Source organism: Dyadobacter ginsengisoli DSM 21015 (genome assembly GCF_059568735.1).
In genome coordinates, this window is the sequence record NZ_JCANTY010000003.1 from 357,182 (window position 1) to 379,268 (window position 22,087).

14 protein-coding genes are annotated in these 22,087 nt (G+C 50.7%); all 14 read right to left on the reverse strand.

Features of this window, described 5'->3' with window-relative positions:
- Positions 1-34 precede the first annotated feature (34 nt).
- The 14 genes from BP71_RS12250 to BP71_RS12315 all read right to left on the reverse strand — a co-directional run bounded on the left by BP71_RS12250 (position 35) and on the right by BP71_RS12315 (position 22,085).
- Positions 35-3,370: a TonB-dependent receptor gene (locus BP71_RS12250; protein ID WP_496379539.1), complete on the reverse strand. Its 3,336-nt coding sequence runs from the start codon at positions 3,368-3,370 to the stop codon at positions 35-37.
- A gap of 186 nt (positions 3,371-3,556) precedes the next feature.
- A complete protein-coding gene (locus tag BP71_RS12255) occupies positions 3,557-4,681 on the reverse strand; it encodes a FecR family protein (RefSeq protein WP_496379541.1) in 1,125 nt (374 codons plus the stop codon).
- 115 nt (positions 4,682-4,796) lie between these two features.
- The gene (locus BP71_RS12260) at positions 4,797-5,396 is read right to left on the reverse strand and encodes an RNA polymerase sigma factor (protein ID WP_496379543.1); all 600 of its coding nucleotides are present in this window, start codon (positions 5,394-5,396) and stop codon (positions 4,797-4,799) included.
- Positions 5,397-5,500: 104 nt separating this feature from the next.
- A complete protein-coding gene (locus BP71_RS12265; RefSeq protein WP_496379545.1) occupies positions 5,501-6,523 on the reverse strand; it encodes a T9SS type A sorting domain-containing protein in 1,023 nt (340 codons plus the stop codon).
- Between the two features lie 143 nt (positions 6,524-6,666).
- Complete coding sequence (locus BP71_RS12270) at positions 6,667-8,211, reverse strand: sulfatase family protein (RefSeq protein WP_496379547.1); 1,545 nt, start codon at positions 8,209-8,211, stop codon at positions 6,667-6,669.
- Between the two features lie 188 nt (positions 8,212-8,399).
- On the reverse strand, positions 8,400-9,569 hold the full coding sequence (locus tag BP71_RS12275; RefSeq protein ID WP_496379549.1) for a cellulase family glycosylhydrolase: 1,170 nt from the start codon (positions 9,567-9,569) through the stop codon (positions 8,400-8,402).
- A 21-nt stretch (positions 9,570-9,590) separates the two neighbouring features.
- Complete coding sequence (locus BP71_RS12280) at positions 9,591-10,610, reverse strand: family 43 glycosylhydrolase (RefSeq protein ID WP_496379551.1); 1,020 nt, start codon at positions 10,608-10,610, stop codon at positions 9,591-9,593.
- A 21-nt stretch (positions 10,611-10,631) separates the two neighbouring features.
- Entirely contained in the window at positions 10,632-12,707 is a 2,076-nt protein-coding gene (locus BP71_RS12285) for a CehA/McbA family metallohydrolase domain-containing protein (protein ID WP_496379553.1), read from the reverse strand.
- Positions 12,700-13,572 carry a sugar phosphate isomerase/epimerase family protein gene (locus BP71_RS12290; protein WP_496379555.1) on the reverse strand — a complete coding sequence of 291 codons (873 nt, stop codon included), beginning with the start codon at positions 13,570-13,572 and terminating at the stop codon, positions 12,700-12,702. Before BP71_RS12290 ends, BP71_RS12285 begins: the two co-directional genes overlap by 8 nt.
- Positions 13,573-13,633: 61 nt before the next feature.
- Positions 13,634-14,752, reverse strand: coding sequence for a Gfo/Idh/MocA family protein (locus tag BP71_RS12295; RefSeq protein ID WP_496379557.1), 1,119 nt, complete (start codon positions 14,750-14,752; stop codon positions 13,634-13,636).
- Positions 14,753-14,875: 123 nt separating this feature from the next.
- Complete coding sequence (locus BP71_RS12300) at positions 14,876-15,604, reverse strand: ThuA domain-containing protein (protein WP_496379559.1); 729 nt, start codon at positions 15,602-15,604, stop codon at positions 14,876-14,878.
- A gap of 219 nt (positions 15,605-15,823) precedes the next feature.
- Positions 15,824-19,387 (reverse strand): PVC-type heme-binding CxxCH protein, encoded by a 3,564-nt coding sequence (locus tag BP71_RS12305; protein ID WP_496379561.1) that lies wholly within the window; start codon positions 19,385-19,387, stop codon positions 15,824-15,826.
- Positions 19,388-19,438: 51 nt separating this feature from the next.
- Positions 19,439-20,140 carry a DUF3823 domain-containing protein gene (locus BP71_RS12310; protein ID WP_496379563.1) on the reverse strand — a complete coding sequence of 234 codons (702 nt, stop codon included), beginning with the start codon at positions 20,138-20,140 and terminating at the stop codon, positions 19,439-19,441.
- Between the two features lie 25 nt (positions 20,141-20,165).
- Positions 20,166-22,085 carry a RagB/SusD family nutrient uptake outer membrane protein gene (locus BP71_RS12315; protein ID WP_496379565.1) on the reverse strand — a complete coding sequence of 640 codons (1,920 nt, stop codon included), beginning with the start codon at positions 22,083-22,085 and terminating at the stop codon, positions 20,166-20,168.
- Positions 22,086-22,087: the final 2 nt, after the last annotated feature.

Below are 22,087 nucleotides of genomic sequence, written 5' to 3' on the forward strand. Positions count from 1 at the left end.
CAATAATTTCTTTAACCGGTTGTAAAAACTGACCTTAAAAACCTACTCTCAGACCCACTGTGGTGGTTTTAGCCACCGGATACACGTAATGGTCGACGCCCTGAACGAAGGAATTACCACCTCCGTAAGAGTTGACTTCCGGATCGTACCACGAGTACTTGGTCAGGGTGATCAGATTCTGGCCGCTTACATACAACTGTGCATATTTCATCCATTTGATATGTAGCTTGGCAACGGGCAGGTTGTAGCTCAGCTGGATATTCTTGAACCGCAGATAAGAGCCGTCCTCCACAAAACGGTTCGACATTTGCGCCTGTGAAGAGGTTTTGATGATCGGGTATTTCGCGTTGGTATTAGTTGGTGTCCAGTGGTCCAGATACACTTCCCTGGGCATATTCAGCGCCTGGCCGTAGTCGTAGCCCTGCCCTTGTGCGCTCAGATTAAAAATATCATTACCCTGTGATCCCTGGATAAAGAATGTCAGTTCGAAGTTTTTGAATGACATGTTGGAGTTCAGGCCGTAGGTAAATTTAGGATTGGGGTTACCTATGATCTGCTTATCGCCCGCATCGCGGCTTCCGCTGTTATTGTAATCTTCATAGGCAATGAAACCTTTATCGTCATAGCCTTTTTCGACATAGCCATAAAAAGATCCGAGCGGATAACCTTCACGGAGGATGTTGACATTATCATTCACCGCCGCACCGATCGTCTGCCCCAGGATGTCATTGCCGCCATACAGCTTCATCACCTTATTCCTGTTGATCGACAGATTGGTCGAGAGATTCCATTTGAACGCTCCTTCCAGGACGGCCGCATTAACTGCCAGTTCGAAGCCCTTATTTTGAATTTTTCCGATATTCTGGATCGTGTAAGTGTAGCCGAGCGAGGATGGCAGGGCAACATTGTTCAACAAATCCCTGGTATTTTTGATATAATAATCGGCCGACAAACTTACGCGGTTGTTCCACAAGCCAAGATCGATTCCGAAGTCACTCTGTGCGGTTGTCTCCCACCTCAGCGAGCCGGCCAGCCGGTTACTGGGTGCATACGAAGTCATAAACGCGTCTCCAAACACTACCTGACCCGAAGCAAGCTGATTTAATGTAAAATACGGCTGGATGGACGTGTTACCTGTTTCGCCATAACCTACTCTCAGTTTCAGGTCCGAAATAACAGGGATGTTTTTGATAAATTCCTCTTCAGAAATCCGCCATGCAAGCGCGCCCGACGGGAAAAAACCCCATTTCTGCCCCTCGCTGTATCGCGACGAGCCATCCGCACGGAAGCTGGCCGTTGCGAGGATTTTGTTATTGAATGTATAATTGACGCGGGCAAGATAGGATAGCAATGACCATTTGGAATAGGACGATATCGGCACGCCTTGTGTAGCTGCCGCACCAATGTCATGCGTTTCCTGGTTATCGCTGATAAAACCGCTTCCGCTAGCTTTCAGGTAATTGGATGTATAATCCTGGTAAGTAAAACCCGCAACAGCGGAGATACTATGTTTGCCAAAATCCTTCAAATAGCTGACGGTATTCTCGCTCAGGATACTGGCAACACGCTGGGTTTCAATGGATGCGCTGCCTTTTGAGTTAACATATTTTGTAGTAGTATAACCATCCGTACGATCATCGGTGCTTTCGAGACCCGCCAGCGTTTTGATAATCAACCCTTTGACAGGTTCAAATGTAATCGCGCCGTTGGTCAGTATTTTATTAGATTTGATCACATCCGACTGCTGGTAAAGAAAATTCAAAGGATTGGTGATCACGTTCGAACCCCAGGCATAAGCTTCGGCCAGCCGGGAATAGCTGCCATCCGGAAGCGTAGCGGAAATGGTCGGATAGCCCGAAAGCATTGCCGACATCAGGGTTCCGCCGCGGTTACCTTTTTCAGAATTTTTGCGGTCCGAATCGATGCGGCTCAACAGTGTGCTAAGATCGAATTTGAATTTTTTACCGATATCAGAGCTTAAATTAACGCGAAGCGCATTCCTGACATAATCACTGCCGATTATGATCCCATCCTGATTGAAGTTACTCGCTGCGACCGAAAAGCGGGTCTTTTCATTTCCGCCGCTCACGGTCAATGCATGGTTTTGAACAGGTGCTTTCCTGAATACCAGATCCTGCCAGTCGGTTCCTTTGCCAAAACCGGAGATCTGATCAGCCGTGAAATGCGGTGCGAGGCCGTCATTAGCCGCTTGTTCATTGTAAAAATTGGCATATTCGGTCGCATTCATCAGGTCCAGCTTCTTCCGGATGCTTTGAACACCATAATAACCGTCGTAATCAACGCTTACGCGTCCGGCTTTCCCTTTTTTGGTGGTGATGAGTACCACACCGTTAGCGCCGCGCGAACCGTAAATGGCAGTCGCCGAGGCATCCTTCAAAACTTCAATGGATTCGATATCCGCATTGTTCAGCAGGGTTGGGTTACCGGAATAGGGAAAGCCATCCACCACGTAAAGCGGCTCATTACTTCCCTGGATGGAGTTGGTACCCCGTACGCGCACGCTGATCGGGCTGCCGGGCGCTCCTGTGTTTTGGGAAACATATACACCCGCTGCTCTTCCCGCCAGCGATTGTACCAGGTTGGTGGCGGGATAGGCATTGAGCTCGGTCGATTTAATGGATGACACGGAACCCGTAAGGTCGCTTTTCTTGACCTGCCCGTAACCGATCACCACAATTTCCTGCAACGACTTATCTTCCAGGACCATATTAACGGTCAGAGCCGTTTGGTTTCCCAGCACGATTTCCTGTGACTTATAGCCTACAAAACTGAAAACCAGAACCGAATTGGGAGCACTGGATTCGGGTATTTCGAGTTGAAAATCCCCGTCAGGATTGCTGGTAGTACCTGTTTGTGTCCCTTTTAAAACAATACTTACCCCTGGCAGACCTGTGCTGGTCTCTCCATCCAGCACCTTTCCCGAAACCGTACGTTTCAGCGAATTCGACGGTGCAGCCTGCCCTGGTGCAGTTTCCGGTGTCGTGTTCTCGATCCTCCGGAGGATGATGATCTTACCCGAAACCTCATAATCCAGGCCCAACGGCGTCAAAATATAATCGAGGGCCTCGTACAAAGGTTTCTCCTTTAACGAGACTGTCACCTTTCTGGCCGATTTGATCAGTTTGGAGCTAAAAACAAACCGCACATCGACCTGCTTTTCCACCTGGCTCAGCACCCTTTTTACCTCGCTGCCATTGGCCGTAACGGAAACCTTCTGGCTGAGAAGGGATTGAGCACTGCCTTCACGCGCATAACCCGTCGCTATAAACACAAAGGCAAGCATGAGTTGAGTAGCTGTCATTCGCATGGTCCACAGTAATACCCTACGGTATTTTAAAGGTTTTTTCATAGATTTGATTGTTTTGTAGAATTGAAATTTGGCAAAACGATCCCTGCCTCCCACGGGAGGAAAATGGCGACAACCAAAAGGGATATTATCGGAGCCGGTGATGCGGGAACATTGCCGGCTCTTCTTTTTTGGGGTTTGTTTTCTGTTTCCTGGGCGCTTTTTTAGAGGTTTACGTGATTATTCTGATTAATTCCTGCATCCTTTGCTATGGATGATCACCTGGCCATCGACGATCTCATAGCTGGATTCAACGGCTTTGCAAATGATGGAAAGCTTGTCGTGCAACGTCTGGTTGTCGAGAAGAGCCGTCAGCGGGCAATCTTTTAACAATGTCTCGTCGTAGATTATATCAATGCCATAAGCTTTTGCGATCGTATTGAAAACCTCGCTGGCAGGTGTATCTTCAAATTCAAAAAGCGGAATTTCCGCTTTGGAAACTACCATTTCAGGTTTTTCGACCAGTGTTTTCACCATCTTCACCTCGTCGCGTGCGTAAATGATTTTCTGGTTCGGTGTGAGTACTACGCCCAGCAACTGTTTGTCAGCCACCTTTTCCTTCAAATGCGGGTCCGAAGCAGCAAATACGGATACTTTCCCGGTTTTGACTTCCACCGTCACTTCACCGGAATCGTCATAGGCTTTGATTCGAAAACTGGTACCTAATACTTTGGTGACCAAACCATTGGCATACACCAGAAAAGGATGTTCGGGGTCTTTCGCAATGTCAAAAAAAGCTTCTCCTTCGAGAAAGACTTCCCTTCGCTCTCCGTCGAACCGCTCGGGATAACGAACACGGCCTTTCGGTGCGAGGCTGATCTTGCTGCCGTCGCTCAATGCGAGCTCCATCGTCTGCCCGGTGGAATTGACTTTTTCAGCAAATGTTTCAGCATTATCGACCATGCTGTTGTGCTGAGAAAGCTGCGGCTTGTCCCGCTCCTTGATCATAACTTCATAAACTACCCAGCCGACCAATACAATGAATGCCACCGAAGCAGCAAATTGCATCCAGGGAATGGAGAATGCGGGGATCCGGCGGGTTGACTGTCGCACGGCTTCCTCTTCGGCACCGGTGATCCTGCCTACGGTCTGTTTCACGACCTGATTGATTTCCGAATCGTTGATGTCCGTCTCATGGAGGCGGAGCGAAAGGACAATAGCCTTGGCTTGCTCCACTTTTTCGAGCATTTCGGGATTGGCGTCGATCCAGTCGTCCCAGACAGCGTCGGTTTCAGCAGTAGGTGATAGTGTCCATTGACGGAAGAAATCGTCCCATACAAAGTCCTCGACAGAAAAATCGTTGTAACGGTCCATACCATTTTATTGTGTCTATAACAGGATAGACAAAATCAAACCCGGGATACCAATAAATTTTAAATTATTTCTGGAAAAGTGAATAAAACAACCTTCCAACCTGGCGCTCTGCGGCTTAAAATAGGAAATGGATCAGAAAAAATGTGAGGAATTCCGCCTTCCATTGTGTTTTCAAATGCTTAATAGCGATCTGAAGGAGGTTTGAAACGGTTTGAGGCGAAACAGCCATTACTTCGGAAATCTGTTCGCGGGTGAGTTCCTGGAAAAACTTGAGATATACGACTTCTTTCTGCCGGCGCGGCAATGCTTTCAGAAGCTTTTCCAGCTGACGCGTCCTGACAAGCGTCGCCTCGTTTTCGATATACTCCTCTTCCACCGAAAATTCGATCTCAAAATGTTCGTCGTCCCCGTTCAGCGATTCGCTGCCTGCCCACGTCCGTGCGGACGATTGCCTGTGCATGAGCCTGCGGAGCGAGGCCATCAGATAGGGCCTGACGACGGCATCCGGATTGAGATTCTCTTTTTTCTCCCAAAGCACCAGAAACAAGTCCTGAATGCTGTCTTTTACAAATTCCCTGTCTTTGGAAAACTTGCTCCCGTAATTGAAAAGGAATCGAAAACTCCCTGACATCAGCCTTTCGAAAGCTTTCATGTCCCCGGTCAGGAAATCCTGCCACAGCAAATGTTCATCTGAAAAAGAGGACGTTGATTTCATAACTTATTGAAAGGGACGCCTAAATAAATTAAAGTTAGCCGCAAACTCAATTTATTTTGCAAGATTAGTTTAATTCCATCGAGCAATCGTCCTATTATGTTCTTTCATTCCATCAGTACTTTAACGGCATTGACTTTCCTGTCCCGATCCTCAAATTGCAGCAGGTAAATACCTGACGCAAGCGGCTTAAATGGCAGGACTTTCAGTCTTCCGGGGAATTCCGGTTGCGTATGGAGGTATATACTCCGACCGCTGTTGTCGATAAGCCGGACCGAAGTGGCATCGATCCCATTGCCGGAAAGCATAATGCCTTCCGACTTGGCTGGATTTGGAAAGACAAAAACTTCATGCACCTGCGGTTTCGGTTTGCCATCACTGATCAAAATATCATCGATCCGCATTTTGCCTATCCCGTTCCGGAACCGAATTTCAAAGTTGGAAAGCTTGGTAAGCGAATAGGCTGAATTACCGGGGTAGGCTTTGCTCCCCTTGTTAACCGGCTCATCATTCACCCATAAATCGTACGTCCCCGGCCCGGCGGTTTCTTCAGGGCCGGAGCTAGTGACACGATACGGCAGGGATCCCGTACTGTTGTTCAGAACCCATGTTAATGTGACGCTGGTCTTCACGGGGTAGCTTTTGCTCGTCAGCAACGTTTCGAGATCTTTGATTAAAAAAGAGTCATCGGAAAAACTGACCGAGCATTTGCCGAACATGAGCGCATTACCGGGAAATGAGTTATTGACGGGATTAAAACTTTCCCCGATATAAAAGTACACCGCATTTTGAGCTGCCTCACCAATCGACTCCACGCTGAGACGAAGCCGTACGACAAGTGTTTCCGCACCGGGCGTAAACGGAGTCGCACGTAATGCGCGTATAATGCCCCCCGTCGCGGAATCCTGCTGCGTGCGGACGAGCTCCATGTAGCCTTTATGAAATTTGTGGTAGGAAAGCGTCGGGGCCGTCAGGATCACATGGCTAAACTGCCCGGTGTCGGGTTGCGGATTAACCAGCGAGGTGGTCTGACTAAAATCCTGATGAAAATATACTGTCTGCGCATCGATGCCTGCCGATAGCAGCAACAGAATGGCCAGTGGGAAGTGGAATGAATAAATGTTTTGCATAAACGACGATGGTTTATGCATTTAGACGCTGAGGGTTTGTAATGGTAACTTAGGAGTAGCGAATATTTTTTGATATGTCACGAATGCACAAACTAGCCACGAATGTGTTTCGTGTTTAATTCGTGCATTCGTCGCACTTAAAATCACTTATGGCTACGCCCTGCTTCGCGCACTTTTTCAATCTCAGCGGCCATGGCTTTTGCCTTCGCCGGATATTTTTCTGCGATGTTGTTCTTTTCACCGATATCCTTGCTCAGGTCGTACAATTGCGGCTTCGGATTATTCCCTGTTTCGGTATTGGTCAATTCGGCAACCGCTTTTCCTTCCCGGGGCTCGATGTATTTCCAGCTGCCCTGGGTAATGGAAAGTGCACCACCCTGCTTGATGAGCCACGTACGCCCCGTCTGCGTTTTACCGAGCATGGCGTCCATAACGTCGAAGCTATCTACCCCTTCTTCACTGCCCGTTTTTTGCTGGAAGAAATGTGCAAACGACGCCATCAGGTCGATCTGGCAGATCAATGCGTCGGATACCGAACCGGGTTTGATCGTCTGCGGCCAGCGTGCGACCCAGGGTACACGGGTACCGCCCTCAAATGCGCTGTATTTGCCGCCGCGCAACGGTCCCGCCGGGCTGTGACCTTTCGCCAGTTCTACGGCGCAATCGGCGTAACCATCATCCAGCACAGGGCCATTGTCGCTCGAAAAGATGATCAGCGTATTGTCCGCGATTTTGAGCTCGTCCAATTTCTTCAAAATCTCCCCTACCGTCCAGTCCATTTGCAGAATCACATCACCGCGCAGCCCCATTTTGCTCGTTCCTTTGAATTGCGTGCTCGGCATTCGCGGTACATGAATGTCGTTCAGCGAGAAATAGAGAAAGAACGGACTCTTCCGGTTATCCTCGATAAACTGCTCGGCCTTACTCAGAAACACATGGGCTATCTCCTCATCAGTCCAACGGGCCTGCTTACCGCCCGTCATCCAACCGATCCGTCCAATGCCGTTGACGATCGTGTTATTATGTCCGTGGTTTGCCGAGGCGGGCAATTTGAGCAATTCCGGATTTTCGAGTCCCGTAGGCTCGTTGCCAATTTTTTTGGAATAATCTACCTCGATTGGATCGCCCGGGTCGAGGTCCTGGACATCGTGATTTTCGACAAAAACAGTCGGAACGCGGTCGGAAGTGGCTGGGAAGAAGAACGCATAATCAAAACCGACCTCATTAGGCCCTTTTGTAAGGGGTTTGTTCCAATCGATCTGCCTGTTATTTTCGCCGAGCCCGAGGTGCCACTTGCCCACCGAGGCTGTTTTATATCCTGCATGCTGAAAAACAGCGGGTAATGTCAGTTGATTGGTCGGAATAATCAGCGCAGCATCTCCCGGAAGCACACCGGTGCCTTTTTGCCGCCAGGGATATTTGCCCGTCATCAATGCAAACCGTGAAGGGGTACATGTGGCGGACGTGGCATGCGCATTCGTAAAACGGATGCCTTCCCTGCCGATCCTGTCGATATTGGGCGTGCTGATTTTGGTTGCGCCATAAGAACTCAGGTCGCCATAACCGACATCGTCGGCGTAGATGAAGATGACATTGGGTTTGGATTGCTTTCTCTGCGCCTCCGCCACCCGTGGCAAAAGCAGGGCTGTGGCAAGTAGGCACGACATTAACGAGTACCGTAATTTCATAAAATTGGGTTAAGAATTTCGCCGTGAAGATATTGATTCAGGATGATTCCACCGGTTGAAATACGAAAGTTTACCCGCAAAAGGTATCTTCAAAAATAATAAAGGTGTGACCTTTCATTCGTTGCTGAACTCAGCAAGAGATAATCAAAACGGCCCGGAAGTAACTACCGGGCCGTTTAATTGTCATTCTAGCTGCTTTTCTCGCTGGTTAACTTCTTGATCAGATCAACCTCCGCCTGCTTGTAAGGTGTTCCGTCTTTTCTGAAAATATCGTGGAACCACAGATCCGGCTCTTTGGTGTAAGTCTTTTTCCAGCTGTCCCAAGGGTAAATGGTCTGCGATTTGCCGTCCACGAGGCCCCAGTTAATAGCTCCCACATTGTATTTCTTGGCAACCGGCAATGAGGTTTCGAAGAAGCTGCCGTTGCCGCGCGACATGTATTCGGTACAGATCATCGGGCGGTCGTATTGCTGCAACCATTTGATGCGCTTTTCAAACTCCTGCGCATTTTCGTAGTTGTGGAATGTGATCACGTCGGATTGGTCGATCTGCGCCTTTTCGATTGGCTTCAAAGTCTGTGGAGTAGACCAGTCGCCTGCCCATACGCCGGACGACAATGGCTGCGAAGGGTTCACCGAACGCGCCCATTCGAAGGACTTCACCATCAATGGCAATACATAATCCACTTTATTAGGCAGTTCCACTTTACCGTAGGAGCTGTTATTGGTATTATCCGGCTCGTTCCAGATATCCCACATGAGCACACGGTCATCGTCCCCGAATGCAGCTACGGTGCCTTTCACGTAACGTTCCAGGCGCGGATATTGCGTGCTGTCCTTCAATGCATCGAAACCCGGGTTTTGTACCCAGCCTGAGTTATGCACGCCAGGTTTCGGGTCGCGCTGCTTACCCAGTTTCGGGAATGGATCCCAGCAGGAATCGAAAAGCACGAGTACCGGCTTGATATTGTGCTTTTTACTAATATCGAGGAATGTGTCGAGGCGTTTGATAAAACCTACCGAATCCTGCTGGTACAACAAGTCATGCAGGTAAACGCGCATGGTGTTCATTCCAATGTTTTGCGCCCAGCCCAGCTCTTTATCAATGGTGGCAGTGTCGAATGACTCTGCCTGAAACATTTCCAGCTGGTTAATGGCCGTGCTCGGCAGGAAGTCGGCGCCTACAAGCCAGCCCTGCTTGGCATACCATTCCTTGGCTTGCTCTTTGGTCCATATTTCGCGGTCGGCGCTTTGCTCTTGCGCGGGGGGTTCTTCTTTCTTTTCGTCTGATTTCTTGGCGCAGTTCTGCAACATTAAACAGGCTGCAACGGCCCAGATCGTCGTTTTTAGGAATTTCATCAGGTGTTAGAATTGGTTTTGTTATTTAAAAAGTGGTGCAGGCCGGTTTTCTAAGCTTGGTTCGGCATTGGAAATTTCCGGCCAGCCGTTCTTCCATGAAAGTTTGTCGAGCATTAACACACGGCGATTCGCGCCTGTCGACACGCGCGGATCGGCTTTCAGGATCGCATGATACAATAGCCAGTCGTTGCCCGCATCGTCGGTAACCCAACGCGCATTGTGACCCGGTCCGGCGTATACATCGTTGCTATGCAATAACAACGTCCCGGTGCCCCGCTCTTTCAAATCTTTCCCGTCATGATCGAGAAATGGTCCAAAAATGGACCTGGAACGACCTACGCGGACATGGTATTTACTCTTTTCATATTCACAGCAGCTTTCTTTCGATCCCAGGAAATAGAAGTACTCTCCTTTTTTCTGGATCATTACAGCTTCAAAATCACCCGCTGCTATTTTGAATTTCTTCGAAAGGTCGGGCACCGATTTGCCATCGGCCGACAATTCCACCCCGTAAGTCCCTTGCGTAGGTTTATCGCTGAAACTGCCCCAGAACACGTATTTCTTGCCATTCTCTTCCAGATAAAAAGGATCGATCGAATTCGGGACTTCCACATCCTGGCTATTGAACAATTTGCCCTGATCCACAAACGGCCCCGCCGGCGAATCTGCAATCGCCAGCCCTACACCCGGGTTCACGTCGCCCCAGGTCGAATAGGCGTAATACATGTGGTATTTGCCATTCACTTTCACCACATCCGGCGCCCAAATACCGCCCTTCTCTTTCCAGGCCGGCTTGGTCAGGAATGCCTCTTTGACATAGTCCCAATGCACTAGGTCCTTCGAACGGACGATCGGAACAAGCCGTGAACCTTTGCCATCGCCCCAATCATCCTGCGTCCCGTAGGCGTAGAACCAGCCGTCGTCGCCTTTCACCACCGTGGGGTCAGCAAGAATGGGCTCGAAAACGGGGTTTTTGTATTCCTTGTCTCCGGGGCCCGCCAACACAATGGGCAAGAGTAGTGATAAGAGTGACTTAATCATTTTTGTTTCGGTTTTTTATAGTTATTCAAGCCAGATAATCTGGGTAAATGCGCCGTTGGCGGCTACATCCCAAAGTTCTACCCGCAGCCATTTACGGCCCTTCATATTTTGGGTAAACTTAAAATTTTTCTGGCCGAATGCTTGTGTGTCGTTCAAATTAATAATGTCGTGAAAAACCTCCTTGCCATCGCCCGAGATCACTTCGGCGCGGTTGAGTGGGAAAGTCCACCGGGCATCGACGGCTATTTCGACATGACCTTTCGCGTCCGGTTTCGCCGTTTCCCCCACCACGGCGTTGTTCACTTTGAATGCCGGGATGAGGACCTCGCCCGTCGTGACGAAGAATTTTCCTTTACGCATGGCGTCCAGCACCGGCTGCCAGCCGTCCTCGAAACGCGGGAGCTGGTCGAGTTGCAGGTAATTGACATTCAAATGGCCGTACAATTCATAATTTGGCTCGATGCGAAACAGGTCGGCCTCTGCGAGGACGTTCTTTTTGTAGCCCCAGTTGGCCATATCGTCCATCAGATCGAGCACGCGTTTGCCGAGTTTGGGTTGAGAAAGGTCTGCCGGCATGGCTTTCCATGCCGCGCCCAGGAAATGGTCGGATTTGTAGAATGGCTCATCCTTATGCTTATCGGGAAAGCCGGTGGAGCCTTTCGTACGTGCGTGCGCCGTCCACGCGAGGCCATTTTCCATTTCAAGCAGTTTCAGCATTTCCTCTTTATTGCCAATACGGTATACTTTGCCGTATTCGGGATGGTCTTCGACGAAAGGCTGGTCCTTTTCCCGCGACATGAGCCAGTAAACGGGTTTTGGAAAAATATTCATCCAGTGCCCACCAAAGAAATTGTTTGGTTCCTCACCCGGCAGCAACAAGAAATTGCCTCCCGAAAGCCGGGCGCATTCGGCAAACATTGTTTTCAGCTCCGGCCAGCGCTTTACCTCCGGGCCCCGCGGGCTACCCGGACCGTGAAATTCCGCTAAATGCACAATATTCAGCCCCGTATTCCGGAATGCTTTTACAAAACCGGGCATATCCGGGAGCGGCTTACGTGTCAGTACATCGTCGATATGCTCCTGATGGAAATGGCTCGACATCGTGTAATACCCCGGAATCGGCTCATATTTATCGGAATGCGTAAATACCTTCACATTTTCGAGCACCTTGCCATCCTTTTCCCGGCTCAGCAAACAGAAGAAGTTATAGCGCTGCTGTGTCCCCGGCGGTGCATTGAACCACGGCACCCAGCGGCGATCGCCCAACAGGTCATGCCGGATGCCAATACCGAAGCCCGGAAGCAGGTTGCGGTAATTCTCGCCGTACCAGATGTGTTCGAGGTTATAGCAGTTATCGAGCGGATAAAAATACTGGTGCGGCGCTGGAAAAACGGCGAGATTCCCCTCTTTGCCCTGACCGACGATCGTCCGGTATTTCACGGCCATCATTTCCACCGTATCCATTTTTGCCACGCGGGTACTTCGCATAAAATCCTCGGTATCCGCCCAGAAAAGCTTCTCCCAGGGCGTTTCGCGGGACGTGAGGCCCACGTCGTAGATCACGGCCAGCGAATCGACGTTCGTAGTCATTACCGCCGCCACATTCATGAGCGGGCTGCCATTGTATAATGTAAATTGAATGGAGCCTGAGAACAGTCCGGCTTTGGCGCCATTGACCGTGATTTCCGTACGGGAGCCATTACTCGTCACTTTTACGTCGGTCTTATCGAGCTTGACGGCGTAGCTCTGGTATTTCTGGTAGGCCGTTTTATCAAAGAAAATATTCCACCCATTTTGCGAAACGAGGTCGCGCTTGCCTACGGTCAGGATAATGGCCGGATCGAGGTTGCGGGCGATGGTATACTGTTTTTCCCTGGAACCAATGCCCAAGCTGCCGATCAGCGGGTTTGTTTTGTTTAAATCAATGGAAACCTTCCCGGTTTCAGCATTTCCGGCGGGCCATTCAACGTTCAACATTGCATCGCTGACGGTCGCCTGGACACCACTTTTCTTGTCAAAACCTTTTAAATCGACGGGTACCTGCGCTTGCAGGTTTGCCGCTATGATGTACAAGAAGACAATCAGGATATTACGCATTGATAGTAGAATGTGTTGGAACAAACATTTTCTTGTAGAAAGCAAGCCCTTCTTCCGCCAGCTCATCGGCGCTGTTCGCCAATGGCCGCCAGATGCAGGCCGCGCGTGCGAGTTCTTTGGAGGGTTGTCCGAAGGTTTCGATCACTACGGCGCCGTTATAACCGATGTCGGAAAGCGCTTCCTGAATGCCCTGCCATTCCAGATGGCCGGTTCCCGGTGTGCCGCGGTCGCTTTCGTTGCCTTGTACATGACAAAGCAGGTCTTTCCCGATTTTCCTGATCGAAGCCGGAATATCTTTTTCCTCAATATTGGAATGAAAGGTATCCAGCACGATTTTAAGGTGCTGATTCCCTACCTCGTCTAATATAGATAACGCCTGATCCACCGTATTCACCATATCGGTTTCAAAGCGGTTCAGCGGCTCCAAACCGAGCGTTACCCCGCTATCCCCGGCGATTTGGCTTACTTCCTTTAAAATAGAGACGCACCATTCCCGCTCCTGCTTTTTCTGCTCTTCCGAAACAATGCGTGTCTTGCCCACCGCCGAATAAACGGGCCCGCCGAATACAGGGCTGTCCATTTGCTCAGCAATGCGAATGCAATCAATAATGTACTGTTTGCCAATTTCCCGGAATGTAGGTTCGGTACTCGAAATGTCCCGCTCCGGCCCAAATGCGCCACTGATGGTGATTTTAAGATCGAGGTCGCGGGCAATGTCTTTGATGAGTTTCCAGTCGATGATTGCCGTGTCCTCTACGGCTATTTCGATGATGTCGTAGCCCATGTTTTTGACCTTGGTGAGCAGGTCAATATTTTCCGTTGAGAATGGGGAAACCCAGATGAATGTGCTGGCTCCGAATAGCATAAGGGGTCAGGTTTAGCAAAAAGCCAGGTTTTGAGGCCTGGCTTTTTATTGGGATAAAAAATTATTCTTCAAAACTCGGCACATCCACGCGGATGCCGCCCTTCATGGCCGACTCGTGTGCGCAAATGCCCGCGCAGGTGTAGTTGGCAGCCAATGCCGCATCCACCGCTGAATCGCGGCCTTCCACGATCGCTGCCACAAATTCCTGCACCAAATGCGGGTGCGAACCGCCGTGGCCCGCGCCTTGGAGAAACGATACGTGGTTCGGATCGTCGATCTTTTCCCTTTTCGTAAAATGCTTGATCGGCTCGATCAGCAGTTCGTCGGTATCCGGCACATCGATGCGGGATGCATTTTCGCCGCCATCGAAGATCACATGCTGCTCGTCCTGCAACTGCTCCCATTCGAACGACATTTTGGTGCCGTACACATCGTAGCTCTCGCGGTACTGGCGCACGACATCGAACAGCGAACGGGTCGCTTCGGCCACCACGTCGGTGCCTTTCAATGTAAATGTGGCTGTTTCAACGGCGAATGGCGATCCATAACGGCTGGCGAGGTCTTCGCTCAACCGACCCGATCCGTGGCAAACGACGGTTTCGGCAATGGTATTATTGATTTTCAAAAGCGGGGAAATGGCGTGCGTGCCGTTCAGCATCGGCGGGTAGCCCTTCCAATATTCGTCCCAGCCCTCCATGCTCATGTCCTGAATGTGTGAGCCGCGTACAAACTGGATGCGTCCGAGCTGGCCGGTCTGCGCGAGGTTCAGGCCGTAAAGAAATTCGCGGGTGTAAAGCGCGGTTTCCATCATCATATATACCTTACCCGAGCGGCGTTTGGCCTCTACAATGGCCTTGCAATCTTCGACGGTCATCGCCATAGGAATGGTGCAGGCGGTGTGTTTGTTGGCATTCAGGGATGCAAGCGTCATGCGGGCGTGGTCGGGTACGGGGGTTACCACGTGTATCGCGTCCACGTCGTCGCGCTTGGGAACATCTTCGAAATGCTCGAAAACGAGGTTAGGGTCCAGATTGAATTTGGCAGTCAGCTCGTCGCGGGTTTGCTTGCTGCGTGTGCAAATGCCGACCGCTTTGATATTCGGATGGCTTTGATAAATGGGGATAAATTCCTTCCCAAAACCCATACCCACGATAACTACTGTGATTTGCTTGTCGCTCATTGCTTTTTTGTTTAATGCCCCCGGGTTTCAACCCGGGTTTAAAAATGGATTGATTTGCTTCTTTTTTTGAGCCTGCGGCTCAACCATTTTCGGCCCGGGGTTGAAACCCCGAGGAAATGAGGCCTACTTTGCGGCCCATGCTACGGCGTTGCGCAGAATGGTTTGATAAGGCTCGATGGTGTGCGATTTGGCGTCGTGGCCCAATGCAATGCCTACGATTTTCCCCTTCGGATATTTGACGATGAAAATGCTTGGGAAAATCTTGTCCGAACCTTCGGCTTTGGATGTGGCCAGTACTTCAATGGGCGTTCCTGCCGCATCCGGCTTGAAGTAGTACAGTTCGTCATCCAGCTTGAAAGTCGCGGGGACGCCCCTGGTTACCGGGTGCTTTTGGGTAATGGTTACTTCAAACGGTCCGTATTTATCATGACCTTTCGAGCCTCCTCCTACGAGCTTCTGGTTGTATTCAGGCCAGTCGGCCCAGTTGTACCAGAGTGCGGGATGCGCCAGTACCAGGCCTTTCCCGGCATCCACGAATGCGAAAATGGCTTTGCGTGTCGCTTCGTCGGCAATGGGCTGGTTGTTGCTGAGGTAAAGCACGTCGATGTCTTTCAGTTTGGCCAGAATGGTCGTCGGGTTGCTGGTATATTCCACTGTTGCCAGGCCATCTTTTTGCAGCGTTTGTACATCTTCCTGCTTATACCACCGGTCGAAATCGTGCGATGCGCCGCCGCCTACCAGCAGCACACGGATCGCCTTTTTCTTTCCAGGAATTTCCGCCATCACATGATGGGCAATCGAGGCTAACAGAAGCACTAATGTGGCGATGGTTTTCAAGTTTGAACGGGCCATTTTTTGTTTGGGAGTTTAGAGTTTAGGAGTCTATGAGTTTAAAGTGTTGAGTTTAAGAGTGTATGAGTCTAAAAGTGAATGGTCAAGGCTTGCGAGACTAAGATTTAAAGGGTTTTTCATTAGGCAGTTCCTGAGTTTAAGCAAAGATTAACATCACTCTAAACTCATAAACTTTGAACTCTCTAAACTCATAAACTCTAAACTTTGAACTCTCTAAACTCATAAACTCTTTACCACGCGCAGGATTCCGTTCATGCCGCGCCAGTGGCCCGGGAATGTGCATACGTAGGGATAGTCGCCGGACTCGGCCGGCACGGTAAATTCCAGGGTTACCGTTTCACCGGTGTTCACCAATCTTGTCGAATGCAAAACTTCCGGGATCTTGGGAACGTATTGCATTTCGGCGGCTTTCGGATTACTTAGAAGTTCGTCCGCGGCCTTACCTACTTTCTGCAAGGTGCCTGGTTTGATAATCAGAAGGTTATGTTGCATTCCATCCGGGTTTTCGAGGTTAATCACCACTTTTTGGCCCGCTTTCACGGTAATCAGCTTTTTATCGTATTGCATGATCTCCTTTTCCACTTTCAGCTCGATCACCATCGCATCGGACGCTGCCGGTTTGGAAGCTGTTTTCGCCATGGAAGCCGCATTGCTTCCGCCTTCATTAGGGCGATTGAGTTCGAGGGAAGCCTTTTGGAAGTTTCCGACAAAACCAAAACGCCCCTCATATTGACCGATCCTGTCCTCGCCTTCCATATCCTCGCCCGACCGCAAAGAATTGCTCAGCGGTGCATTGAAAAGCATGTGTGCCTTTCCGGTAGCCGCTTCTTTGCCATCTATTTCAATTCGGATGGTACCGCCCTGTGTCAGGCTTGCTACCACGTCGAATTTATCGGGTAGGCTGCCGGTGGTGGCTGCCTGGCTCAGCATGCCATGCTGTTTCACGGCCATAATCAGCTTGCCATCCTGGATATAGAGGGCATAACCGCCGTCTTTTCCGCCCTGACCGGCAATGAAGCCCTGCAATGCACGGTCACGGCCCTTGTTGATCGTGGCGCGGATCGTGATCTCCTTGCCTGTCACATCAGGCGGGAATTGCAGCGTATTTCTCCTTCCCAACGGATAAACCTCTTTGCTGAGCGCCTCCGTTACCTGGGTCGTGAATGCCGACGGCTGTGAACCTTTGCCGGCAGCCGCCAGAAAGCCTTTTTCATGTTTGATGGCCGCTGCCAGAATCGCACGCGAAAGCCATTGGTCCTTCGCGTTCTGCTCGTCGAGGGATGCCTGGTAAACAGCCGCGCCCACTTTTTCCGACGCCGGTAATTCCGCGAGGGCCACGAATACACTTAGCCGGGTGTTCAAATTGGCGTCTTTCATATTTTTTTCAAGCATTTCAAAACTTTGCTCCTGCTTAGGCAAAACACTCGCCGCAGCTTTGCGCACACCCGCTGCCGGATGGCTCAATGCTTTGTTCACGACCTGCAATGCCTCCGCATTCGAACCATCGAGCGCGCCCAGGCCATGCAATGTCCATAATGCATGCACTGCAGGACTGTTCAACCCGATTTCATCGACTTTTGGATTATTAATGATCTTATACAAATCCGGCACCACCGAGAGTTTCTTCGACTCCACGAGCAAGCGCTGCGCCGTCATCCGCCAGAACATATTGTCGTTTTCCAATGCAGCCAGCAATCCGGGCAGGTCGTCTTTCGAGAGTTTTAATGCAGGCGTTTTCTTTCCGTTTTTGTAAACAATGCGGTAAACGCGTCCGTGGTTAAGGTCACGCATGGGGCTGCTGAATGCATTACCCAAGCCGTGTGGCTGCTCTTCAAACGGGAGAATGAATTTCGAAGGCGATTGTGCCGGTACAAACACATTATGCTGGATAATGAAGTTATACCAATCCGCGATCCAAACCGCGCCGTCGGGGCCTACTTCGGCTTGTACCGGGCCGAACCATTCGTCGGAGCTTGCCATGAAATTCCAGCCGTCCTTTTCCTTGAAACCCGCTCCATCCGGTTCGAGAATGGCTTTGTGTACCAAACGGATCGTAGGCTCGCTTACGAATGCGACGCGGTTCCAGTATTCTTTCGGGTAATTTCTCGCGGTGTAAAAATGATGGCCCGCGGCGGAAGTAAAGCCTCCTACCACATCCACCTGCCGCAGGTTGGGCGTCATAGGGTGTGCATCGTAATGCCCGTCAATCTTCTGAACCGCCTGAACGGATGCCTGCTCTTCGCCCAGAGTCCGCTGCATCAGCCGGCCCGGCATCGAGAAGAACGCGCTGTGGGTGTTGTTGGCAGTCGAGAGGAAGACATTGTTATCTTCCGTGACGCCCAGGCCCCAGGTATTGTTGCTGCTGCTTCCAAGATATTCGAAGTTCCTACCGTCCGGACTAAAATGGTAAACGCCTTGGGAGAAGCTCATTTTCTTCCCATTGATCACTCCGTTAAAGCCCGAGTAACCAAGTACGCCCCAGATTTTATTATCAAATCCATATTGCAAGTTCGACGGCCCGGCGTGGGTATCGTTCTTGCCCCACCCGGTCATAATCACCTCGCGCACATCGGCTACGTCGTCACCATTGGTGTCTTTCATGAATACAAAATCCGGCGCCATGGAAACGATAATGCCGCCATTGGAAAACACGATGCTCGTCGGGATATTCAGCTTGTCGGCGAAAACGGTGAATTTATCGGCTTTGCCGTCGCCATTGGTATCCTCACAAATCTTAATGCGGTCGTTGGCGGCACCGTCGGTTTCTTTGAATGTGTTGGGGTAATCGACCGATTCGACGATCCAAAGCCGCCCGCGCTCGTCCCAGGCCATGGCAATCGGGTTGGTAATATCGGGTTCGGAGGCAAAAAGTTGTATGTCAAACTCCGGCAGGACCTGCGTCAACTTGTTGGATTCCGCTGGCGAAAGCGATTCCTGCATTTTGGGCACCACATGTCTTTTGGTATAATGCGAAATCGTATCCGACTGGTAAATATCGACATCGGGGAGGTTCAATGCTGCGACTTGCGTCTGCACTTTGTCACCTATTGCCCATAGCACGCCGTTTCGTACCAGGTCTAGGAAGCCCCGGTTGGTCCAGGTGCTGTCCTCATGACCGTATGCCGTGTAAAAAACGCGGCCTTTGCCCTCGTTTCGCACCCATGTGTAAGGCTCGTGCACCTCGCCCTCCGGGCGGCCCTCCACGCGCTCGCCCAGGACGGTCTTGTCAGGATTCAGGTTTTTGTGTACGTAAGTTTCATCCCAGGTCTGAAAGTCGGTAATACCTTTCATGACCTGGTGATCCGGTTTTAGAATAGTGTTTTTGAATGTGCCCGTTTTGTGCGAGGCAAACTGGCCGCCTATTGTTTTGATATACCAGGAAGAATTCCTGAAACAGCCCGAAGCCGAATGGATCGGAATGAGCCCTTTTCCGCCCTCCACAAATGCTTTCATCGCACTTTCCTGCGAGGGCGACAGCGAATCGTGATTGGCATAGATGATCAGACCGTCGTATTTTTTCAGGTTTTCAGCATTAATGTCGGCAAGATCGGCCGTGTACGACATATTGATACCGCTTTTGAACAGCTTCACCGCCAGCCAGGGCGCGTATTTGCCCGAGTCGTGGTGTTTGCTGTTGTGTCCCAGGAACAATACTTCGGCCCTTCGGCCTTTGACTGCACCGGTCTTAACAGCCGACGTTCCGGTGGCTGAGCCCCCCATTTTACTCTTTGCACATGCCAGCGCGATGAGCCCGACAAGCAGGAGTGCAATGTAATTCCTCATTCAAATTAGTTTTTAAAGAAAAGTTTCGGTTTTAGTGCGGGAATCAACCCCTTATAAATTGACTTTCTGGACCGGTGAGAAAACCATATCCTCTACATCCTTGATCTTCACGCCTACCCTTGCGAATACATAATTTTGCGCCGGTGAAAGCGTAGGGACCGTAGCTGTGATATTGATCGCATTCAAATCCTTGACATCCGTTCCCGCCAGGTCCGTTACGGCGACGTTAGTAGCGCGTGCCACGAAATCGGTTTTGTTTACATACAATGAGACCCTTTCGATGTCTTTACCCTCGGTGCCCGTCAGGATTTTTTCAAGTTTTAATGAAACATTCACCTTGCTCTCCCCTCCGCTGAACTGTGGTGTGCGGATCATGTAGTAAGGCATTACTTCCACGTCCAACGTCTGGTTGCCCGAAAGGTTTACAAACACCGTATCCTTCGAAGCAGCGTCTTTGGCAATCGTCTTGAATGGCCCCCGGTTTCTTGGAAAAACCAGCTTGTAGCTTCCATCGAAAAGCAATGCCGAGTAGGAACCATCCTGTGCGATCGGCGCGTCGATAGCGGCCAGCTTGCCAAAACCGGGTTGCCAGAGTTGCAGCCGCACCTGGCCTTCTTCCACGCCCACCGGCTCGCCTTTGTACACGATCTGGCCCGAGAGCGTCGATTTGGGTTCGGTGTAGTTGTCTTTGTCACAAGCCGTCAGGAGCGCAACCATCGCAACAAGCGGCATTATATGAAATCTGATTTTCATGATCGTATCGTTTGAATGTGATGGCCTATTGGTTCGGGTTTCTGACGAGCTTGGGGTTATTGCTGATGATCGCGTCGTCGATGTACGAATAGTAATTCCCGAGCTGGAAACGGTCGGCGCCGGTGACACGGCTCAGTTTGACCGGTTTGTAAATCCACTTGCCATTGTTGGCTGAGCCCGGATCGTAGATTTTGTACGACCACAATCCCCACGGCTGCGTGTTGCGCTTGGTGGCTTTACCCAGGTCTTTCGAAACTTCCGCTGCGGTGATCGCATTACCGTCCTGAATGAGGTGGGCGATGCGCCATCTTTTCATGTCATATAAAAGATGCCCTTCGAATGCAAACTCCACGCGGCGTTCATGCACTAGGCGGTCGAAATTGATTTCGGAGGCTTTCAAAGGCGTTATCAGTCCTGCACGTGCGCGGACCTGATTCATGTAACCTGCCGCTTCCGCTGCCTGGCCCAGTTCAAACGCAGCTTCTGCTGCATTCAGGAGCACTTCGGCGTACCGGTAGCGGACGAGCCACACTTCGCTGTTCACCCCGCGCTGGCCGGAGCCGAGTACCGGGTCGAGGTATTTGCGGAGGTAAAAACCGGTTTGCGCGGTGAATTCAAATCCGTCGATCGGGCCATCGAAGCCTACAACCTGCTCGGGTACCGTTTTGCCAGGGAGCGTTTTTTGGGCACCGCGGTCGTCGCCGCTGATGATCGTGCCGTTACCGAGCTGGTAACCTGCCCAGATGTCCACTTTGCGGCTTTTGAATGTGGTACCGGGCAAGATCACCGTTCCGGCAAGGCGGGCATCGCGGCCTGCGAAAATGTCGGTTTGGTCGTTGTAGTAAATCGGCGTTCCGTTTGCATTGGTGGTTGGGATCGGCGCGAAGGTGTTGTCCAGTTTCTCAAATGCTTCGACAAATTGCAGTGAAGGGTTAATGCGCCCTCCTTCCTCTTCCTCTGCACCATAACGCGGCTGGTTCCACCCGGTGAAGTAATGCACCTTTCCGCTTTGCAGTTTGAAATCCTCTACAAAAATGACTTCCGAATTATTAGCCTTATCATAAAAAATGCTGGCGAAGTTTTCAGCCAGGTCCGGCTTTTTGGTATACAATGCATAGGTACCCGCCTTGCCGGAAATGATTTCCTTGGCAGCTGCCAATGCTTTGGTATAATAACCATTCGCCATCGTCGCCGGAATGCCTACCTCGCCGCCCGGCAATGAAACCGCTGGCGTATTAGCCCCGTATTTGGCAATCGAACCCGCATAGAGGGCCGCTCTCACCTCCATTGCCAGCGCAGCAGCCTGGGTAGCACGCGATTTCTCGCCGGGTGTCGCCGGGAGTTTGTCTTTAATTTCCTCGGCCTCTTTGATGATAAAATCATAGATTTCCGACTCCTTCGCACGCGGATGTTGCAGGTAGCTCGGATCGCCGCTGTAGTCGTACGCCATCGGTTCGAGGATCAACGGCACACCGCCCATTCTTTTCACCAACTCAAAATAGTAGGACGCACGCAGGAAACGTGCCTCGGCAAGGTAACGCTCGCGAACGGCCGGGCTGAGCTTTTCAGCGGCAGTACATTTCTGAATAAACAGGTTCATTTCGCGGATGTAGGCATAATCCCAGTGGGCCCATGAACCGAAGCCCCAGCCGCTGTTCTGGAAATTGTTATACCTGCCCGCTTCCGACCAGAATGCTTCATTGAATTCTCCCACCGTTGTCCATCCGGGAACATCTACGTCCCCGACCCGGATCGTTTTGAATGTAGATTGATCGACGTAGCGGTTGTACAGATCGCCCAATACTGAAAGCACCTGGCCCTCATCTGTCCAGATCTGCTCTTCCGAAAGCTGTCCTGTCGGCGGACGGTTCAGGAAATCGTCGTCGTTACAGCTCCAACCCAATGTCAATACGGCAATAGATAGTATTTGAAATATCTTTTTCATGT